Origin of the sequence: Microbacterium sp. PAMC21962 (genome assembly GCF_019443465.1) — a bacterium.
GTDB classification, from domain to species: domain Bacteria; phylum Actinomycetota; class Actinomycetes; order Actinomycetales; family Microbacteriaceae; genus Microbacterium; species Microbacterium hominis.
In genome coordinates this window covers 923,267-940,428 of the sequence record NZ_CP080381.1, presented here as the reverse complement: position 1 = coordinate 940,428, position 17,162 = coordinate 923,267, and the positions used below count along the sequence as shown (strand labels likewise).

Sequence of the window (17,162 nt, the reverse complement as noted above, 5' to 3'; positions counted from 1 at the left end):
CTACCGTGAAGAGCATGGATGGTGTGACGTGGGATGCCGCGCAGCGCGCCGTCATCGACCTTCCTCCCGCGGCGTCCGGTGTGGTCGTCGGCGCGCCCGGGTCGGGCAAGACGTCCACGGCGATCGCGCGCGTGGCCGCGCTGCTGCGCGAGCGTGATGAGGTCACCGGGCAGGGCGTCGGCGACGGCGGCGGGCCGGTCCTGGTGCCCGAGGAGATCGTCGTGCTGACGCCGTCGCGCACCTCGGCGACCGCTCTGCGCGACCGGCTCGCTCTCGCCGTCGGCATCCCGACCCGAGGTGCGCTCGCCCGCTCCGTGGTCGCCTTCGCCTACCAGATCGTGCGCGCGCACGCCGTCCACTCCGGCGCCGAGACCCCGCAGCTCCTCACCGGGCCCGACGAGGATCAGCTGATCGCCGACCTCCTCGACGGCGACGCCGCCGACGAACGCGAGGGCCTGATCCGCTGGCCCGCGTCGCTGCCTGCGCCGGTGCGCGCGACCCGCGCGTTCCGCGCCGAAGTCCGCGCGCTGCTGGCCGAGTGCGCGCAGCTCGGGGTGTCGCCGGCCCGGCTCGCCGACCTGGGCGCGCGCGACGATGTCGCGGAGTGGCGGGCCGCGGCATCCTTCGCGCAGGAGTACCTCGATGCCCGCGACGGCATGCGTCATGCGCATCGCGATGCCGCCGGCCTCGTCCGGGAGGCCCTCGGACTGGTCCGCACCCTGCCCGCGGGCGCGCCGGGCGTGGCGGCGGTGGAACGGCTTCGCGTGATCGTCGTCGACGATGCGCAGGAGCTCACCCTGGGCGGGGTCGAGCTGCTCGAGGCTTGCCGGGCGCGGGGGATCGCGGTCCTGGCGTTCGGCGATCCCGATGTCGGGTCGGGCACGTTCCGCGGGGCCAGCCCCGAGAACTTCGCGCGCCTCGCCGCGCGCTCGCCCCTCCACGTCCTCACCGAGGTCCACCGCGGCACCGCCGGGCAGCGCCGACTCGTCGCGGGCATCACCGGGCGCATCGGCGCCGCGGGCGTCGTCGCGCACCGGCGCCCGCCCGCCGCGGCCCCCGTGGAGGGTGACGACGACAGCATCCGTGCCCTGACGGCGCGGTCGACCGCGGAGGAACACGACGTCATCGCCCGCCTGCTCCGTGAGCGGCACGTGCACGACGGCGTGCCCTGGGCGCAGTGCGCCGTGATCGCGCACGACAGCCGGCAGGTCGCGACCCTGGAGGCGGAGCTGGCCGCCCGTGAGGTGCCCACGCGCACCAACGGCCAGCGTCCGCTCGCGCAGGCGCGCGCCGTCGCGGACCTGCTGCGCGTCGTACTGCTGGCCGACGTCGATCCGAGCGGATGGAGCCTCGACGACGCGATCGATGCGCTGCGGGCCGGCGGCATGGATCCCATCGAGATCCGGCGGCTGCGCACGGCGCTGCGCCACAGCGCTCTGGCGGCCCGATCGGGCGACGATGATCCGAGCGACGCGCCCGAGCCGACCAGCGGCGAGCTCCTGGTGTCGGCGCTCGCCCATCCGGTCGCGTTCGCCCTCCTCGACACGCGGGAGGGCCGCCGCGCCGAGCGGATCGCGTCGACGCTGGCGGCGGTGCGCGCGCAGTGGGAGCTCGTGCGCACGGGGGGCGCCGACAGTCCGACGGCGCACGAACTGCTCTGGTCGGGGTGGGACGGCCTCGGCGTCGAGCGGACGTGGGCGGCCGCTGCGTCCGGCTCCGGACCCCTCGCGGCTCAGGCCGGGCGCGAGCTCGACGCCGTCGTCGCGCTCTTCCAGGCCGCCAAGCGGCACGGCGAGCGCGCCGACGGCACCTCGCCGGCCGCCTTCCTGCGCGGTGTGCTCGACTCCGACGTCGCGGAGGACCGTCTCGGCGACGGCGCCGTCGTGGATGCCGTCAGCATCCTGACGCCGGCCGGTTCCCTCGGGGCGGAGTTCGACACCGTCGTCGTCGCGGGGGTGCAGGACGGGATCTGGCCCAATCTGCGTGCGCGCGGAGGACTCCTGCAGAGCTGGCGTCTTGCGGGCGCGACGCTCAGCGATCGTGGCGAGGTCGGCGTCGGCGCTCTCGACCGGCGCCGAACCGTCCTCCACGACGAGCTCCGTCTGTTCGCCCGGGCCTGCTCGCGCGCCCGGCGACGGCTGGTCGTCACGGCCGTCGACGACGACGACACCGGCCCCAGCGCGCTGTTCGAGCTCCTGCCGCCGCGGCAGACGGCGGCACGGTCGGCCGAACACCCGCTGACGCTGCGCGGGCTCGTCGCGCAGCACCGCCGCACGCTCACGGAGGGCGCCGCCGGCGGGCACGGCATCCGCGGCGATCGGTCGTCGTCGCGGGAGTACGCGGCCTCCCAACTCGCCGCCCTCGCCGCTGCGGGGGTTCCCGGAGCGGCACCGGACCAGTGGTACGGGATCGCCCCCTCGACGTCGTCGGCGCCCCTTCGCGATCTGACACAGGAAGACGTGCGGGTCTCGCCGTCGCGCCTGCAGACGCTCGAGGAGTGCCAGCTCAACTGGCTGCTGTCGGATCTCGGTGCCGACACCGGCGGCGCGGTGGCCGGTCTGGGCACGCTCGTGCATGCCGCGATGGAGCACGCCGAGGGCAGCGACGAGGAGGCCCTGTGGGCGGTCGTCGACGCGCGCTGGGGCGAGCTGGAGTTCGAGTCGGCGTGGCGCGATCGCGCCGAGCGGGCGAGGGCGCGCGAGCTCGTGCGGCGATTGGCGGTCTACCTGCGACGCTTCGATGCGGCCGGTGGCACCCTCATCGGCGCCGAGCCGCATTTCGAGGTGGCCGTCGCCCTCGACCCGCCGGGTCCGCACGGCGCCGTCGTCAGCGGCTACATCGACCGCGTCGAGCGCACGGCGGCCGACGAGGTCGTGATCGTGGACCTCAAGACCGGCAAGCGCGAGCCGCAGACCGACGCGAAGGTCGTGGACAACCCGCAGCTCGCCGCCTATCAGCTCGCGCTGGACGCCGGCGCCATCCCCGAGGCGCGGGGCCTCGTCTCGGGTGGCGCCAAGCTGCTCGTGCTCCGGCCCACCGCCGCGACGAAGGACTACGTCGAACCGCGCCAGCCTCCCATGGACGACCAGGCCCGCGACGCCTTCCTCGGTCGCGTGCGCGCCGCCGTCGAGATCATGAGCGGCACGGCGTTCTCCGCGCCCTACGAGGAGCACTGCCGCGACGACTACTCGTACGGCCTGTGTCGCATCCACACGGTCGGCGCGGTGAGCGCCTCGTGACATCGGTCAGCCCCGCCGCCCTCGCCGCCGCCCTCGGTCAGTTCCCGCCCACACCCGAGCAGGCGCGCGTGATCGCCGCGCCCCTGGCGCCGGCTCTCGTCGTCGCGGGAGCGGGCAGCGGCAAGACCGAGACGATGGCGGGACGCGTCGTCTGGCTGGTCGCCAACGGCCTCGTCTCCCGCGACGCGGTCCTGGGTCTCACCTTCACCCGCAAGGCCGCCGGCGAGCTGGCCGAGCGCATCCACCGCCGGCTGCACCGGCTCGCCGAGTTCGAGCGGCGGGGACTGGTCCCGCACCTCGACGCCCTGCACGCCGCGGGACGCCTGGATGCGCTCGGCGAGCTGGAACGCTCCGGAGCGCCCGAGGGGAGGCGCCACGATCTGCTGGCGGAGCTCGCCGCGGCATCCGGCGCGGTCCCCGTCCCGGCGGACGAGGGGGCGGACAGTCTGCTCGATCGGCCCACCGTCGCCACCTACAACAGCTTCGCCGACGCGATCGTCCGCGAGCACGCCGTGCGGCTCGGGCGCGACGCCGAAGCCGCCGTGCTCAGCGAGTCGGCGGCGTGGCTGCTGATGCGCCGCGTCGTCCTCGACGCCGACGACGTGCGCCTGGAGGGCCGCGAGGAGGCTCTGCGATCGATCGTCGACGGCGCGCTGCGCATCGCCCGCGATGCGGCGGACAATCGGGTCGATCTCGACGAGCTCGCCCTCTTCCCCGCCCGGTTCGCGGACGTCCTGCAGCGTCCGTCGACGTCCGCGCGGGTCACGGTCTACGCCGATGTGGCGAAGGCCGCCACGGCGGTGAGTGGGCTGGAGGTGCTCGTCGACCTGGCCCGCGAATACGGGCGGCGCAAACGCCGGCTGGGTGTCATCGACTTCTCGGATCAGGTGGCGGGTGCGTGCGACATCGTCGACGCGCATCCGGTCGTGGGGGCCGAACTGCGCGAGCGCTACCGCGTCATCCTGCTCGACGAGTACCAGGACACGTCGGTGGTGCAGACGCAGCTGCTGGCGGCGGTCTTCCGGGATGCCGCCGTGATGGCCGTCGGCGACCCGCATCAGTCGATCTACGGCTGGCGCGGTGCGAGCGCCGGCAACCTGGGCGGGTTCGCGAGCGCCTTCAGCACCGACGACGATGCCGGCATGTACGCGCTGATGACCAGCTGGCGCAACAGCGTCGACGTGCTGACCGCCGCCGGCGCCGTGCTTGCCCCTCTCGCCGAGCGCGTTCCGGTGCCGGTCGCGCCGCTGCGGCCACGCCCCGGCGCCGAGCGGGGCCATGTCGAGGTGCATCTCGACGGCGACATCGACGCCGAAGCCGACCGGGTCGCGGAGTGGTTCACACGGGTGCGCCGCGAACGCGAGGGCGAGGGGCGCTTCACGACGGGGGCGGTGCTGCTCCGCAGCAAGAAGCACATGGTCCACTTCGCCGACGCGCTCGGGCGCCGCGGCATCCCGCATCGGATCCTGGGACTCGGGGGACTGCTGTCGACTCCGGAGGTCGTCGACGTCGTGTCCGCGCTGCGAGTGATCAGCGACCCGCGCGCCGGATCGGCGCTCATCCGTCTGCTCGCCGGCCCGCGGTGGAGGATCGGCGTCGCCGACCTGCGGGCGCTGGCGGAGCTGTCGCGCCGCATCGCGCGACACGACGCGGCGCTGCAGCCGCTGGCCCCCGAGGTCGTCGAGCGGATGCGCGCATCCGCCGGCGACGAGCAGGGCTCACTCGTCGACGCGGTGGACTTCTTCCTGCGCCACGGACCCGATCACGGGTGGCTCGCCGACATCACCCCTCCGGCCCGTGAGCGGCTGCGCGACGCGGCGGCCGTCTTCGCCGGGCTGCGGCGGCAGGCCGCCCTGCCGATTCCCGAACTGGTGCGCATGATCGAGCTGGAACTGCGCCTGGACATCGAACTCGCCGCGAACGAGGCCCGCGGTCCCGCGCGGGTGGCGAGCGATCAGCTGCGCGCGTTCGTCGACGAGCTGCACGGCTTCCTCGCGACGGACGAGCGCGGGTCGCTGCCGAGCCTTCTGGCGTGGCTCGACCACGCCGAGCGGCTCGACGAGTTCGCGCCGCGCACGGAGCCCCCGGAGGACGACGTGGTGCAGCTGCTCACGATCCACGGGTCGAAGGGACTCGAATGGGATGCCGTGGCCGTCGTCCGCCTGGTGGAGGACGAGCTGCCCACGCGGCCGAAGGACACGCGCGGCTGGCTCGGCTTCGGCGTGCTGCCCTACGAGTTCCGCGGTGACGCCGAGTGGCTCCCCGAGCTGCGCTGGCGGGCGGATCAGGCGCCGACCCAGCAGGACCTCGCCGCCGCGCTCGCCTCGTTCGTCGACGCCGGTCGTGCCCGCCAGCTCGAGGAGGAACGCCGACTCGCGTACGTGGCGGTCACCCGCGCCCGCGATCATCTGCTGTTGACGGGGTCGAGCTGGTCGGGAACCCGGTCGGCGCGCAAGCCCAGCCCTTTCCTCCGGGAGATCGCCGATGCCCTGGGCGCGGCGCTGGAGGTGCCGGAGGATGCGGGGGAGAACCCGTTCGAGGGCAGGCGCAGGATGCTGCAGTGGCCGCTCGACCCGCTGGGGGCGCGCCGCGAGGTCGTCGAGGCGGCGGCCGCCGCGGTGCGGGCCGCATCCGCGGCCGATCCGCCCGCCGTACCGTCGCGGGAGCTCGCCCTGCTGCTCGCGGAGCGCGACGCGCGCGAGCATCCCGTGCGCCCTCCCGCCCCGGTGCGCATCCCGGCGTCGCGCTTCAAGGACTACCTCGGCGATGCCCCCGCCCTCGCGCGTCCGCTGCCCGAGCGGCCCTACCGTCAGTCCCGGCTGGGGACCAGGTTCCATGCCTGGGTGGAGCAGCGCTCGGGGCTGGTCGGCGACGGCACGTCGCCGGACGACGTGCTCTGGCACGACGACGACGAACTCGCCCACGGCGACGCCGTCGGCATGACATCGGAGAGCGACGCCGACCTGCGACGCCTGCAGGAGGCCTTCCTCGCCTCCGAGTGGGCTCGGCTGCAGCCGCTGGAGGTCGAGACCGAGATCGACGTCACGATGGCGGACGCGCTGGGCGACGGCAGCCCGCACGTCGTGATCTGCAAGCTCGACGCCGTGTACCGCCGCGGGGACCGCATCGAGATCGTCGACTGGAAGACGGGGCGCGCACCGCGCACCGCCGCCGAGCGCGAGGAGCGTATGGTCCAGCTCCGCCTGTACCGCGCCGCCTATCACGCGCGGCACGGCGTCCCGTTGGAGTCGATCGACGTCGTGCTCTTCTACGTCGCGGACGGACTCATCCTGCGCGACTGAACGCCGGCGGGACGGCCGCGCGGGCGGGAAGGGCTCAGGCGGTCCCGGTCCAGCGGCGAAGCGCGTTGCGCGCCGCCGTGTCGCGGTCGATGTCGTCGGCGCTGGCCGGCGCACCGTCTTCGGCGGGGGCAAGGTCGTCCTCGCGCGCTGCGGGCGCGGTCACGGGGACATCGGCGGTGTGAACCGGCACGCGGCCGGTGGCCGCCGGCGCGGCGGACCACTCGGACAGCTCGATCGGGATGGTCTCCAGATGACTCGTCTCCGCCGAGCCGGCCTCGTTCTCGTCGGCGAGGAAGGCGGCGAGGGTGTCGGGGTCGAAGCTGTCGGTCTGCATGGACGTGTCGGCGGCGTCGCCGGCACCCGCCGGAACCCGCTGCGTCGCGGCGAGGGCCTCGTCGAGGGTGACGTCGTCGCGCGCGCGCACCGGCTCGTCGCGGACGCTGGCATCCAGCGACTCGAGCAGGGCCACGGCGTCGCCGACGACGGTGCGGTCGCCGCTCTCGTGACCGTGGACGAGCCACTTCGCGAACTCGAGCTCGGCGTGCAGACGGGCGCGCTCGGAGAGCAGCGAGTCGGGCGCCCGATGCGAGCGGCGCGCGTACTCGTCGAGGACGTCGGCCTGGGCCGCCGGTGCCGAGGCCGTCCAGCGGAGGTCGATCGCCGGATCGCCGACGCCCAGCCCGCCCCACGACAGCAACCCGGTCACGACCGGTGCGCCGTCGGCGTCGTCCTCGAAGACGAAGGATGCCGGGTCGACCCCGCCCAGCACGACCGTCGTCTCGAACCGCCAGAGCGGGTCGGAGCCGAGCGCCGTGCTCCAGCGCCGCAACAGCCCGAAGGGCAGCAGTCCGGTCGCCTCGGCGCGGTCCAGCAGTCGTTCGGCCTCGTCCCGCACCTGCCCGGACGTGAGCATCGGCAGGCCCGCGTCGCGGATCACCGTGACGGGCAGGTCGTGCACGGCCGCGATGGCCGCCGCGAGCGCGGTCGCGATGCCGCGTCCCGACGGCACGTGTGCGGCATCCACGCGGTAGCCGGGAAGGAGGGACTGCACGAGCGCGGCACGGCCGTCGACGCTCGTCTGCCCGAGCACGTCGGGGGCGCCGAACGGGAGCACTCCGCGCACGCCCGCCGTCAGAGAGGTCAGGGCGCGCGCCTCGGCCAGCAGGTCGTCCTGGGCCTCGTCGTTGACGGGAACGCGCACCACGACGCGCCGATCGTCGTCGAGGGTGGCGATGGCGCTGTCGTACCGGCCGGAGACGCCCTCGGTCAGCGGCGCCACACCGACCACCGCGACGCGAGGCAGAGCCGACGTGACCGACGCGGCTAGAGTGAGTGGTGAGCGTGCCATGCCCCCAGGGTAGGTGTGCCGCGCCCCGTCCCCGTGTGCGCCACGCCCGTCGAGGAAGGTCCCGGATGTCGCCATCGGCCGAGCCGCCTGTTTCCGTGCGTCTGCCCGCGCTCGCGCGCGGCGGCATCGATCGCTGTGCCGAGGAGCGCAGCGATCCCGACCTGCTGGAGCGATTGCGCGCCGACCCGTCCTCCCGCGTCGTCGCCGTCCGCGGCGACCGCGCTCCGGTGGATGCCGCCGGAGCGCTGCAGCTCGTGCCGGTCGACGCGATCCGTGCAGACGTGCAGTGGGCCTTCCTCGGTCGGGGAGCAGCCGGCGCCGCCGTGCTGCTCGCCGCTGCGGGGGCCGACGAGGCCGACCCGGTGCGGGAGGACCGTGCGGCGGACGCCGCCGCACCGCTCGTGTGGGCGTCGCTCCGCGCGATCGGCGGCGAGCTCTCCGCCGTCGACGCCGGATTGCTCGTCGAGGCGGTCGCCCTGGCCCGCTGGCTCGTCGACGCCCCATTCTGCTCCCACTGCGGAGCGCGCACCGTGCAGCGCGCCGCCGGGTGGGCGCGCCATTGCCCGGTGTGCGGACGCGAGCACTTCCCCCGCACGGACCCCGCGGTGATCGTCGGGGTCGTCGCTCCCGACGGCGAGAGCCTGCTGCTGGGTCGCAACGCCCTGTGGGGCGATCGCAACCTGTACTCCACCTTCGCCGGGTTCGTCGAGGCGGGCGAGTCGCTCGAGTCGGCGATCGTGCGGGAGGTGCACGAGGAGGCCGGTGTCGCGGTCGAGGCGTTGCACTACCGCGGCTCGCAGGCCTGGCCGTATCCGCGGTCGCTCATGCTCGGCTTCCACGCCGTGGCCGTCGATCCGGCGGCCGCCCGGCCGGACGGCGAGGAGATCGTCGATGTGCGCTGGTTCAACCGCGACGAGACCCGTGCCGCGCTCCGCGGCGAGGGCGACGTGCTGCTGCCCGGGACGGCCTCCATCGCGCATCGGCTGATCGCCGACTGGGCGGGGGAGACCGCGTGAGCGCACGCGCGCTGATGGGCCTCGACGATCAGCAGCGCGAGGCGGCGGCGCTGCTGCGCGGCCCGGTGTGCGTGCTGGCGGGCGCGGGCACGGGCAAGACCCGCGTCATCACCCACCGCATCGCGCACGGCGTGAACACCGGCGCCTACTCGCCGTCGCGGGTCATGGCCGTGACCTTCACGGCGAAGGCGGCGGGGGAGATGCGGGGGCGTCTGCGCGCGCTCGGCGTCGAAGGCGTCGCCGCACGGACCTTCCACGCGACGGCCCTCGCACAGCTGAACTTCTTCTGGCCGCAGCTGGCCCGCGACACCGCCCCGTCGATCATCGACAACAAGGTGCGTGTGCTGGGGCAGGCCGCCGACAGCCTCGGTCTGCGGCTGGATGGCACGACCCTGCGCGACGTGGCCAGCCGCATCGAATGGCGCAAGGTCGCGATGCACACGATCGATCAGGATGCCGCCGCGCACCCCGAGGGACTCGGTCCCGCGCTCGACGCGCACGCCCTCGCCGAGCTGCAGCATCGGTACGAGAAGGTCAAGGACGAGCGCCGGCAGTTGGACTTCGAAGACGTCCTGCTCGCGTGCGCGGGCATGCTCGAGTCGGAGCCGCGCGTTGCGGCCGCGGTGCACGAGCAGTACCGCCACCTGACGGTGGACGAGTTCCAGGACGTCTCGCCGGTGCAGTACCGGCTGCTGGAGCTCTGGCTCGGAGACCGGCGCGATCTGTGCGTCGTCGGCGACGCGAGCCAGACGATCTACTCCTTCGCCGGCGCCGACCCGCGCTACCTCCTCGACTTCGCCGACCGCTTCGAGGACGCCACCGTGGTGCGGCTGGAGCACAACTACCGCTCCGACCCCGCCATCCTCGCGGTCGCCAACGCGCTCATGCGCGGTCGGCCGGGGGCGCTCGCGCTGCGTTCGGAGCGGACGGCCGGGGTGACGCCGACCGTCACCGGCTACGACGACGACGCGGCGGAGGCCGAGGGCGTGGCCGCCGCGATCGCGGCGCAGCGCGACGCGGGCATCGAGCCCCAGGACATCGCGGTGCTGTACCGCGCCAACGCCCAGTCGGCTCCACTGCTGGCCGCTCTCGCGGCGCGCGGCATCCCCGCGACCGTCCTCGGCGGCAAGCGCTTCTTCGACCTCCCCGAGGTGCGCCAGGCGGTGCTCGCGCTGCGCGGCGCCTCCGTGGCACCCGTCGAGTCCGGGTTCGTCGCGGCGGTGCGCGATGTGCTGCGCTCGCTCGGCCTCACCGAAGACCCGCCGCCGGCGGGCGGGGCGCTCCGCGACGCGTGGGAAGCGCGCGCGGCGGTGATGCGGCTGGCGGAGCAGGCGCCGGAGGGCATGACGCTGCGCGCCTTCACCGACGAGCTGATGGCGCGCGGGCGCGATCAGCACGAACCGACGCTGCGCACGGTCACCCTCGCCACGCTCCATGCGGCGAAGGGACTGGAGTGGGATCACGTCCATCTCGTCGGGCTGGCCGAGGGCCTGCTGCCGATCTCCTACGCGACCGGGTTCGAGGAGATCGACGAGGAGAGACGCCTCGCCTACGTCGGCATCACGCGGGCCGCGCGGTCGCTCTCCCTGAGCTGGTCCCAGCGCTCGGGGGCGCGGCAGCGGCAGCGGTCGCGATTCCTTCAGGAGATCGGCACAGGCAGCGTTCGTGCGGCCGATGGACGCGCCACGAGCGGCGCGCGCGGGCGGCGCTGAGTCCCACGGAGAGCGTCGGTCGTACGTCGCCGTCCGGCTCGGCCGGGAGCGCCGCGGCCTCGCGCAGGAGGCGCCCGGCGAGCAGCGCCGCCTCGACGAGGAGCGCGGGGTCGGTGCGCACCGGCTCGCGGCCGAGCAGCTGCGCGGCCAGGAGCGGCCACTGCGGATCCTCGTCCGCGCGGTGCGCGTGCAGGCAGGAGGTGCACGCCGTCCGGCCGGGCACCACGACGGGGCCGACGCTCACGCGATCGCCGGCGAGCTCGATCGGCACGTGGGTGACGTCTCCGCGCATCAGGCGGGAGGCCCGCCGCGGATCGAGCAGCCGGTGCGCGACGACGATGAGCGGGATGCCGGGCTGCGGCACACCGCAGTCCCACCGTGAGACGCCGTCGTGCGCGAGTGCCGCGGCATCCCACCCCGCCGTGAGCGACACGAGCTCCGCGTGGGCGAGCGTGGCGGGGACCTCGACCTGCACGGCCAACGCGGGAGGATCCTCGCGGGTCAGCACCGTCGAGAGCCGGGCCGTGAACTCCTGCGCTTGTGCGGCGGTCGCCCCGAAGCTGCGGGCGAGCGGCACCAGCATCGCGTCGGGGATCCCGTCGGTCAGCGCGTCGAGGAGCCGCTCCTGCCAGTCGCTGACGCCGTCGATGCGTACGCCCGGCTCCGTTCCGAGCTGAAGGCTCGAGGGTGTCCGCCACAGCGGCGGATGGGACGCGGCCAGTCGGAGCATGCCCCCGATTGTGATGGGCTCGCGGGGGCCGCGGGGCGACTGTCCACAGCCCGACCGCGCGCGAGGGCGGCCGGGCCGTGGGGGAGGAGGCGGCGTGGGCTCAGACGGGGCGGGGGTCTTCCGGCCCGTCGGTCGCGCGGTCGGCGTCGGGATCGTTCGTGCCCGCTGCGGACGTGCCGGACTCCTTCTCGTCCGCCGCCTGCGCCAGCAGCTCGTCGAGCGCCTCGTCGAAGGCGTCGCGTTCGGGCGCTTCGCCGCGAGCGCGCGCCTGCAGACGGGCCACGAGCCCCTGCGGGTCGTCGATGTCCTCGGCGGTCGGCATGAGATCGGGGTAGTCCCAGAGACCGTCGCGGGCCTCGATGCCCACGGCATCCGTCACGGCCCGCCACATCGCCGCCGCCTCGCGCAGGCGCCGCGGCCGCAGCTCCAGCCCGACGAGCGACGCCATGGCCTGCTCCGCGGGTCCGCCCACGGCCCGGCGGCGGCGGACCGCCTCGGCGATCTTGGCGGCGGCGGGAAGCCGGGAGGTGGCATCGGCGGTCACCACGTCCACCCAGCCCTCGATGGTCGCCAGGAGGTTCTCGAGCCGACCGAGTGCCGCGTCCTGTGCGGGCGTGCGCTGCGGGAGGAGGGCGCCCGACTCGATCGCCGAACGCAGCTCCTCGGGCGAGGAGGGGTCGAACCGCGACGCGAGGTCCTCGAGGGCGCTCGTGTCGACGTGGATGCCGCGGGCGAACTCGGTCACCTGCGAGATGACGTGCAGGCGCAGCCATCGGGCGTGGCGGAACAGTCGCGCGTGGGCGAGCTCGCGGGTGCCCAGGTACAGGGCGAGCTGATCGTCGGTGACGTCGAGGTCGCGCGCGAAGTCGGCGAAGTTCTGCGGCAGGATGGCCGCCACGCCGTCGGGCATGACCGGGATGCCGACGTCGCCCCCGCTGAGCACCTCCTGCGAGAGCCGTCCGATGACCCCGCCCAGCTGCGCGGCGAACAGGGAGCCGCCGACCCTGCGCATGAAGGTGCCCGCCCCTGCGATCAGCTGCTTCATCTCCTCGGGGGTCTGCTCGTCGATCGCCGCGGTCAGCGCGCCCGCGATCGAGTCGGCCACGGGCTCGGCCAGCTCCTGCCAGACCGGCAGCGACTCCTCCACCCACTGGCCGCGCGTGATCGCCTGCGGTGCGCCGGCGAGGTCGGAGATCGTGGTCGCCTCGCTCAGCCACAGGGTCGCGAGGGAGAACGCCTGGTCGAAGTCCTGCTTCTGCCCGGTGCTGATGCCGAGGCCGTCCTTGTTGGCCAGGTGCAGCGCCTGAGTCTTCGCGGAGCTCCAGTCGATGCCGTCGTCGCTGCCGTTCGCGAAGGCGTGCTGGAGCTGGGCCATCATCTGCTGGAGCATCGCCGGATCGACGCCCATCCGCGAGAGCCCCTCCAGTTGAGCGGGATCGAGTCCCGCCCCACCGCCGAGAAGATTGCGGAGCATCTCCTGGAAATCGTCGTCGTCGGGTCGGTCCGGAGTGTCGTCGTGAGCCATATCAGGCGCCTTTCAGCAGGCGGATCTCGTCGCGTTCTACGCTAATGGCTGGACTTCCCCGCACGGCCGTCTCGGCCCGCCACGGAGGACGTCGCGTGTACGCCGATCGCGAACGATCGGCCGGGAAGGTCTGCTGTGGCACTGTTCGACGAGGGCACGACGATCGTGCCCGCGCGCCGCCGCCCGCTGTCGCGTTCGACGCGGGTGGGGGTGTGGGCCCTCGCCGTCGCCCTCGTGGCGCTGCTGGTGCTCACCCTCATCCCGACGTCGTTCGTGATCCAGCGTCCGGGCCCCGTGTTCAACACGCTGGGCACGACGACCGACTCCTCGGGAGCCGAGGTCCCGCTGATCACGGTCTCCGGCGCGTCGACCTACCCCACCTCCGGCTCCCTCGACCTGCTGACCGTGCAGGTCGTGGGCAACCGTGAGCGGACCCCGTCGTGGTTCGAGCTGGCCCTGGCATGGTTCGACCCGGCCAAAGCCGTCCTCCCGGTGGACGAGGTGTTCCCGCAGGGGCAGACGACCGAGCAGCGCAACGAGCAGAGCGCGGTGATGATGGTCGACTCGCAGAAGGAGGCGACCGCGGCGGCGCTGACCCGGCTGGGCTACGACGTCAAGCCGATGGTGCGCGTCTACGCGCTGACCGACGACTCCGCCGCGCAGGGCATCCTGCAGAAGGACGACATCATCCGCGCGGCGAACGGTCAGCCCATCACCGAGACCGACCAGCTGCGCAGCATCATCAACGCCGGCGGCGGTGCCCCGGTCGAGCTGACCATCGATCGGGCCGGCGCCAGCGAGAACGTCGAGGTGACGCCGAAGCAGGCGACCGTCGACGGCGCGACCACGTGGCTCGTCGGCATCTCGACGATGCACGACTACGACTTCCCCATCGACGTGACCATCCAGCTCAACAACGTGGGCGGCCCGAGCGCGGGCATGATGTTCGCCCTCGGCATCATCGACACGCTCACCGACGGCAACCTCAACGGCGGCCAGCAGGTCGCCGGCACCGGGACGATCGACGCCTCGGGCACGGTGGGCGCCATCGGCGGCATCCGGCAGAAGATGTACGGCGCCGTCGGCGCGGGTGCCACCTCCTTCCTCGCACCGCAGTCCAACTGCGACGAGGTCGTCGGCCACATCCCTCCCGGCCTGCGCGTGTTCTCGGTCGCCACCCTCGACGACGCCCTCTCCGTGCTCTCGACGATCCGCGACGGCGGCGACCTGGACGCGCTCCCCACCTGCCGCTGACCTCACGGCATCCTGGAAGGTTCCTCGGCGTCCCTCCAGAATGCGCCCACCTAGGATGGTGGGGTGACCACGACCTCAGCGCCGAACCAGGCCACGCCGAATCCCTTCCGCCGCGCCATCGCCATCACGCTCGCCGTGATCGCCGTCATCGTGGTGGGCTTCTTCGTCTTCGCGAGCCTCTACGCCGACTGGCTGTGGTTCGATCAGCTCGGGTTCTCGAGCGTGCTGTGGACGCAGTGGTCGGCTCGCGTGATCATGTTCGTCATCGGATTCCTCGCGATGGCGGTGCCGGTGTTCGCCGCGATCCAGCTGGCGTACCGCCTGCGGCCCGTCTACGCCCGGCTCACCTCGCAGCTGGACCACTACCAGGAGGTCGTCGAGCCGCTGCGTCGTCTCGCGATGTGGGGCATCCCCGTCTTCTTCGGCTTCTTCGCCGGGTTCGCGGCGTCGGCGCAGTGGGAGACCGTGTGGCTGTGGTTCAACCGGGTCGACACGGGGGAGCTCGACCCCCAGTTCCAGCTGGACACCGGCTTCTACCTCTTCTCGCTGCCGTTCTTCAGCTCCGCCCTCGGCTTCGCCTCGGCGGTGCTGCTGGTCTCGCTCATCGTCACGGCCCTGGTCGCCTACCTGTACGGCTCCGTGCGCGTCGGACAGCGTGAGCTGCGCATCTCGAAGGCCGCCCGCATCCAGCTCGCGGTGATCGCGGGACTGTACCTCCTCGTGCAGGGCGTGAGCATCTGGCTCGACCGCTACAAGACGCTCACGCAGCAGAGCGATCGCATCACGGGAGCCAGCTACGTCGACGACCACGCCATCATCCCGGGCCTGACGATCATCGCCATCGCCGCCGTCATCGTCGCCGTGCTGTTCTTCGTGACGGCCATCGTGGGCCGCTGGCGCTTCCCGCTCATCGGCACGGGCCTTCTAATCGTCTCGGCGCTGGTCGTCGGCGTCGCCTACCCGTGGGTCGTGACCAACATCCAGGTGCGCCCCAACCAGGAGACCCTGGAGAGCCCGTACTACCAGCGCAACATCGATGCGACCAAGAAGGCGTACGGCATCGACGGGCTGACCAAGAGCGATTTCCAGGCCGTCACGAACGCCGAGACCGGGCAGCTGCGCTCGGATGCCGAGACCACGGCATCCATCCGCATCATGGACCCCGCGATCATCTCGCCGACCGTCCGCCAGCTCGAGCAGTACCGGTCGTACTACCAGTTCACCGACCCGCTGGACGTCGACCGCTACCAGATCGACGGCAAGAGCCAGGACACCGTCGTCTCGCTGCGCGAGCTCAACATCGGCCAGCTCGGCCAGGCGGCGTCGTGGTACAACTCGACGCTCGTCTACACGCACGGCTACGGCATGGTCGCCGCGAAGGGCAACGAGCGCACCGCCGACGGCAACCCGGTCTTCGTGGAGCGCGGCATCCCCACCACGGGCGCCCTCACGACGGGGGAGCAGTACGAGCCGCGTGTCTACTTCGGCGAGAACTCGCCCGCCTACTCGATCGTCGGAGCGCCCGAGGGTACGCCCGACATCGAGCTCGACTACCCCCGGGGAACGGGCGACGCCGCGCAGACCAAGACGACCTTCTCCGGTGACGGCGGCCCGAACATCGGCAACCCGTTCAACCGGCTGATCTACTCGCTGAAGTTCCAGTCGACCGACATCCTCTTCTCGGACGGCATCAACGCGGACTCGCAGATCCTGTACGACCGCAACCCGATCGACCGCGTCAACAAGGTCGCCCCCTACCTCGAGCTCGACAACGACCCGTACCCGTCGGTGGTGGACGGGCGGATCGTGTGGATCGTGGACGGCTACACGCTGAGCGCGAACTACCCGTACTCGTCGATCGTGAGCCTGCGCGACGCCATCAGCGACACGACGAACACGACGCCGCGCGTCGCGCTCGACGACGTCAACTACATCCGCAACTCGGTGAAGGCGACCGTCGACGCGTACGACGGCAAGGTGACGCTGTACGCGTGGGACGACACCGACCCGCTGCTGCAGGCATGGCAGAAGGTCTACCCGTCGACGCTCAAGCCCCTCACGGAGATGAGCGGCGACCTGATGAGCCACGTGCGCTACCCGACCGACCTGTTCAAGGTGCAGCGCGCCATGCTCGGCACCTACCACGTCGACGACGCCGGATCGTTCTACCAGCGCGACAACGCCTGGAAGACCCCGAACGACCCGGTCTCCAAGCAGGAGGTGCTGCAGCCGCCGTACTACCTCACGATGAAGATGCCGGGTCAGCAGTCCCCGACCTACTCGATGTTCACGACGTTCATCCCCGGCGGTGACGACACGCGGAACGTCCTCATGGGCTACCTGTCCGTCGACTCGGACGCCGGGGCCACGGCGGGGGTCAAGGATCCGAACTACGGCAAGCTCCGGATGCTGGAGATCAACGCGGAGACCCCGGTCCCCGGACCCGGCCAGGTGCAGAACACGTTCAACTCCGAGCCCGATGTGTCGTCGTTCTCGAACCTGCTGAACCAGAACCAGTCCCAGGTGCTCAACGGCAACCTGCTCACCCTGCCCGTCGGCGGTGGTCTGCTCTACGTGCAGCCGGTCTTCGTGCAGTCGTCGGGATCGACCAAGCTCCCCACGCTCCAGAAGATCCTCGTCGCGTTCGGCAACCAGGTGGCCTTCGAGAACACGCTGCAGGACGCGCTCGACAAGCTGTTCGGCGGAGACTCCGGCGCCAGCACGGGTGACGGCGGCGTGACGCCCTCTCCGTCTCCGTCACCGTCGGAGAGCGGTGGCACGGATGCCGGCACCGGCTCGGGCACGGGCGGCGGAACCGGCACGAGCGTGGAGTTCCAGGCCGCGCTGAAGGATGCGCAGCAGGCGATGATGGACCGCCAGGCGGCCCTGACGCAGGGCGACTGGACCAAGTACGGCGAGGCCGACGCGCGTCTGACCGCCGCGCTGCAGAAGCTCCTCCAGCTCGAGGGCCAGGGCTGAGCGGATCGCAGTCCCGCTGACGGCGGCATCCCCGGAGTCGGGGGTGCCGCCGTCTCG

8 protein-coding genes are annotated in these 17,162 nt (G+C 72.8%); 6 read left to right on the top strand and 2 right to left on the bottom strand.

The features are described from left to right. Positions 1-14: 14 nt before the first annotated feature. Together KY498_RS04660 and KY498_RS04655 are read left to right on the top strand one after the other, a co-directional pair. Positions 15-3,239, top strand: a complete 3,225-nt coding sequence (locus KY498_RS04660; protein ID WP_223848909.1) for an ATP-dependent DNA helicase — start codon at positions 15-17, stop codon at positions 3,237-3,239. After that, positions 3,236-6,541 carry an ATP-dependent DNA helicase gene (locus KY498_RS04655; RefSeq protein ID WP_191008419.1) on the top strand — a complete coding sequence of 1,102 codons (3,306 nt, stop codon included), beginning with the start codon at positions 3,236-3,238 and terminating at the stop codon, positions 6,539-6,541. Before KY498_RS04660 ends, KY498_RS04655 begins: the two co-directional genes overlap by 4 nt. Before the next feature lie 34 nt (positions 6,542-6,575). Here KY498_RS04655 and KY498_RS04650 read toward each other — a convergent pair whose 3' ends face one another. Then, entirely contained in the window at positions 6,576-7,889 is a 1,314-nt protein-coding gene (locus tag KY498_RS04650) for a phosphotransferase (protein WP_191008420.1), read from the bottom strand. Between the two features lie 65 nt (positions 7,890-7,954). On the opposite strand from KY498_RS04650, the gene nudC reads away from it, so the two are divergent. Together nudC and KY498_RS04640 are read left to right on the top strand one after the other, a co-directional pair. Next, positions 7,955-8,905: an NAD(+) diphosphatase gene (gene nudC / locus KY498_RS04645; RefSeq protein ID WP_191008421.1), complete on the top strand. Its 951-nt coding sequence runs from the start codon at positions 7,955-7,957 to the stop codon at positions 8,903-8,905. After that, positions 8,902-10,617, top strand: coding sequence for an ATP-dependent helicase (locus tag KY498_RS04640; RefSeq protein WP_191008422.1), 1,716 nt, complete (start codon positions 8,902-8,904; stop codon positions 10,615-10,617). The genes nudC and KY498_RS04640 overlap by 4 nt, the downstream gene beginning before the upstream one ends. Positions 10,618-11,447: 830 nt before the next feature. On the opposite strand, the gene KY498_RS04635 is transcribed toward KY498_RS04640, so the two are convergent. Then, positions 11,448-12,872 carry a zinc-dependent metalloprotease gene (locus tag KY498_RS04635; protein ID WP_191008423.1) on the bottom strand — a complete coding sequence of 475 codons (1,425 nt, stop codon included), beginning with the start codon at positions 12,870-12,872 and terminating at the stop codon, positions 11,448-11,450. A 135-nt stretch (positions 12,873-13,007) separates the two neighbouring features. Between KY498_RS04635 and KY498_RS04630 the strand changes: the two genes are divergently transcribed. After that, on the top strand, positions 13,008-14,126 hold the full coding sequence (locus KY498_RS04630; protein WP_191008424.1) for a PDZ domain-containing protein: 1,119 nt from the start codon (positions 13,008-13,010) through the stop codon (positions 14,124-14,126). A gap of 63 nt (positions 14,127-14,189) precedes the next feature. Then, positions 14,190-17,105: a UPF0182 family protein gene (locus KY498_RS04625; protein ID WP_060960181.1), complete on the top strand. Its 2,916-nt coding sequence runs from the start codon at positions 14,190-14,192 to the stop codon at positions 17,103-17,105. The last annotated feature ends 57 nt before the right edge of the window (positions 17,106-17,162 follow it).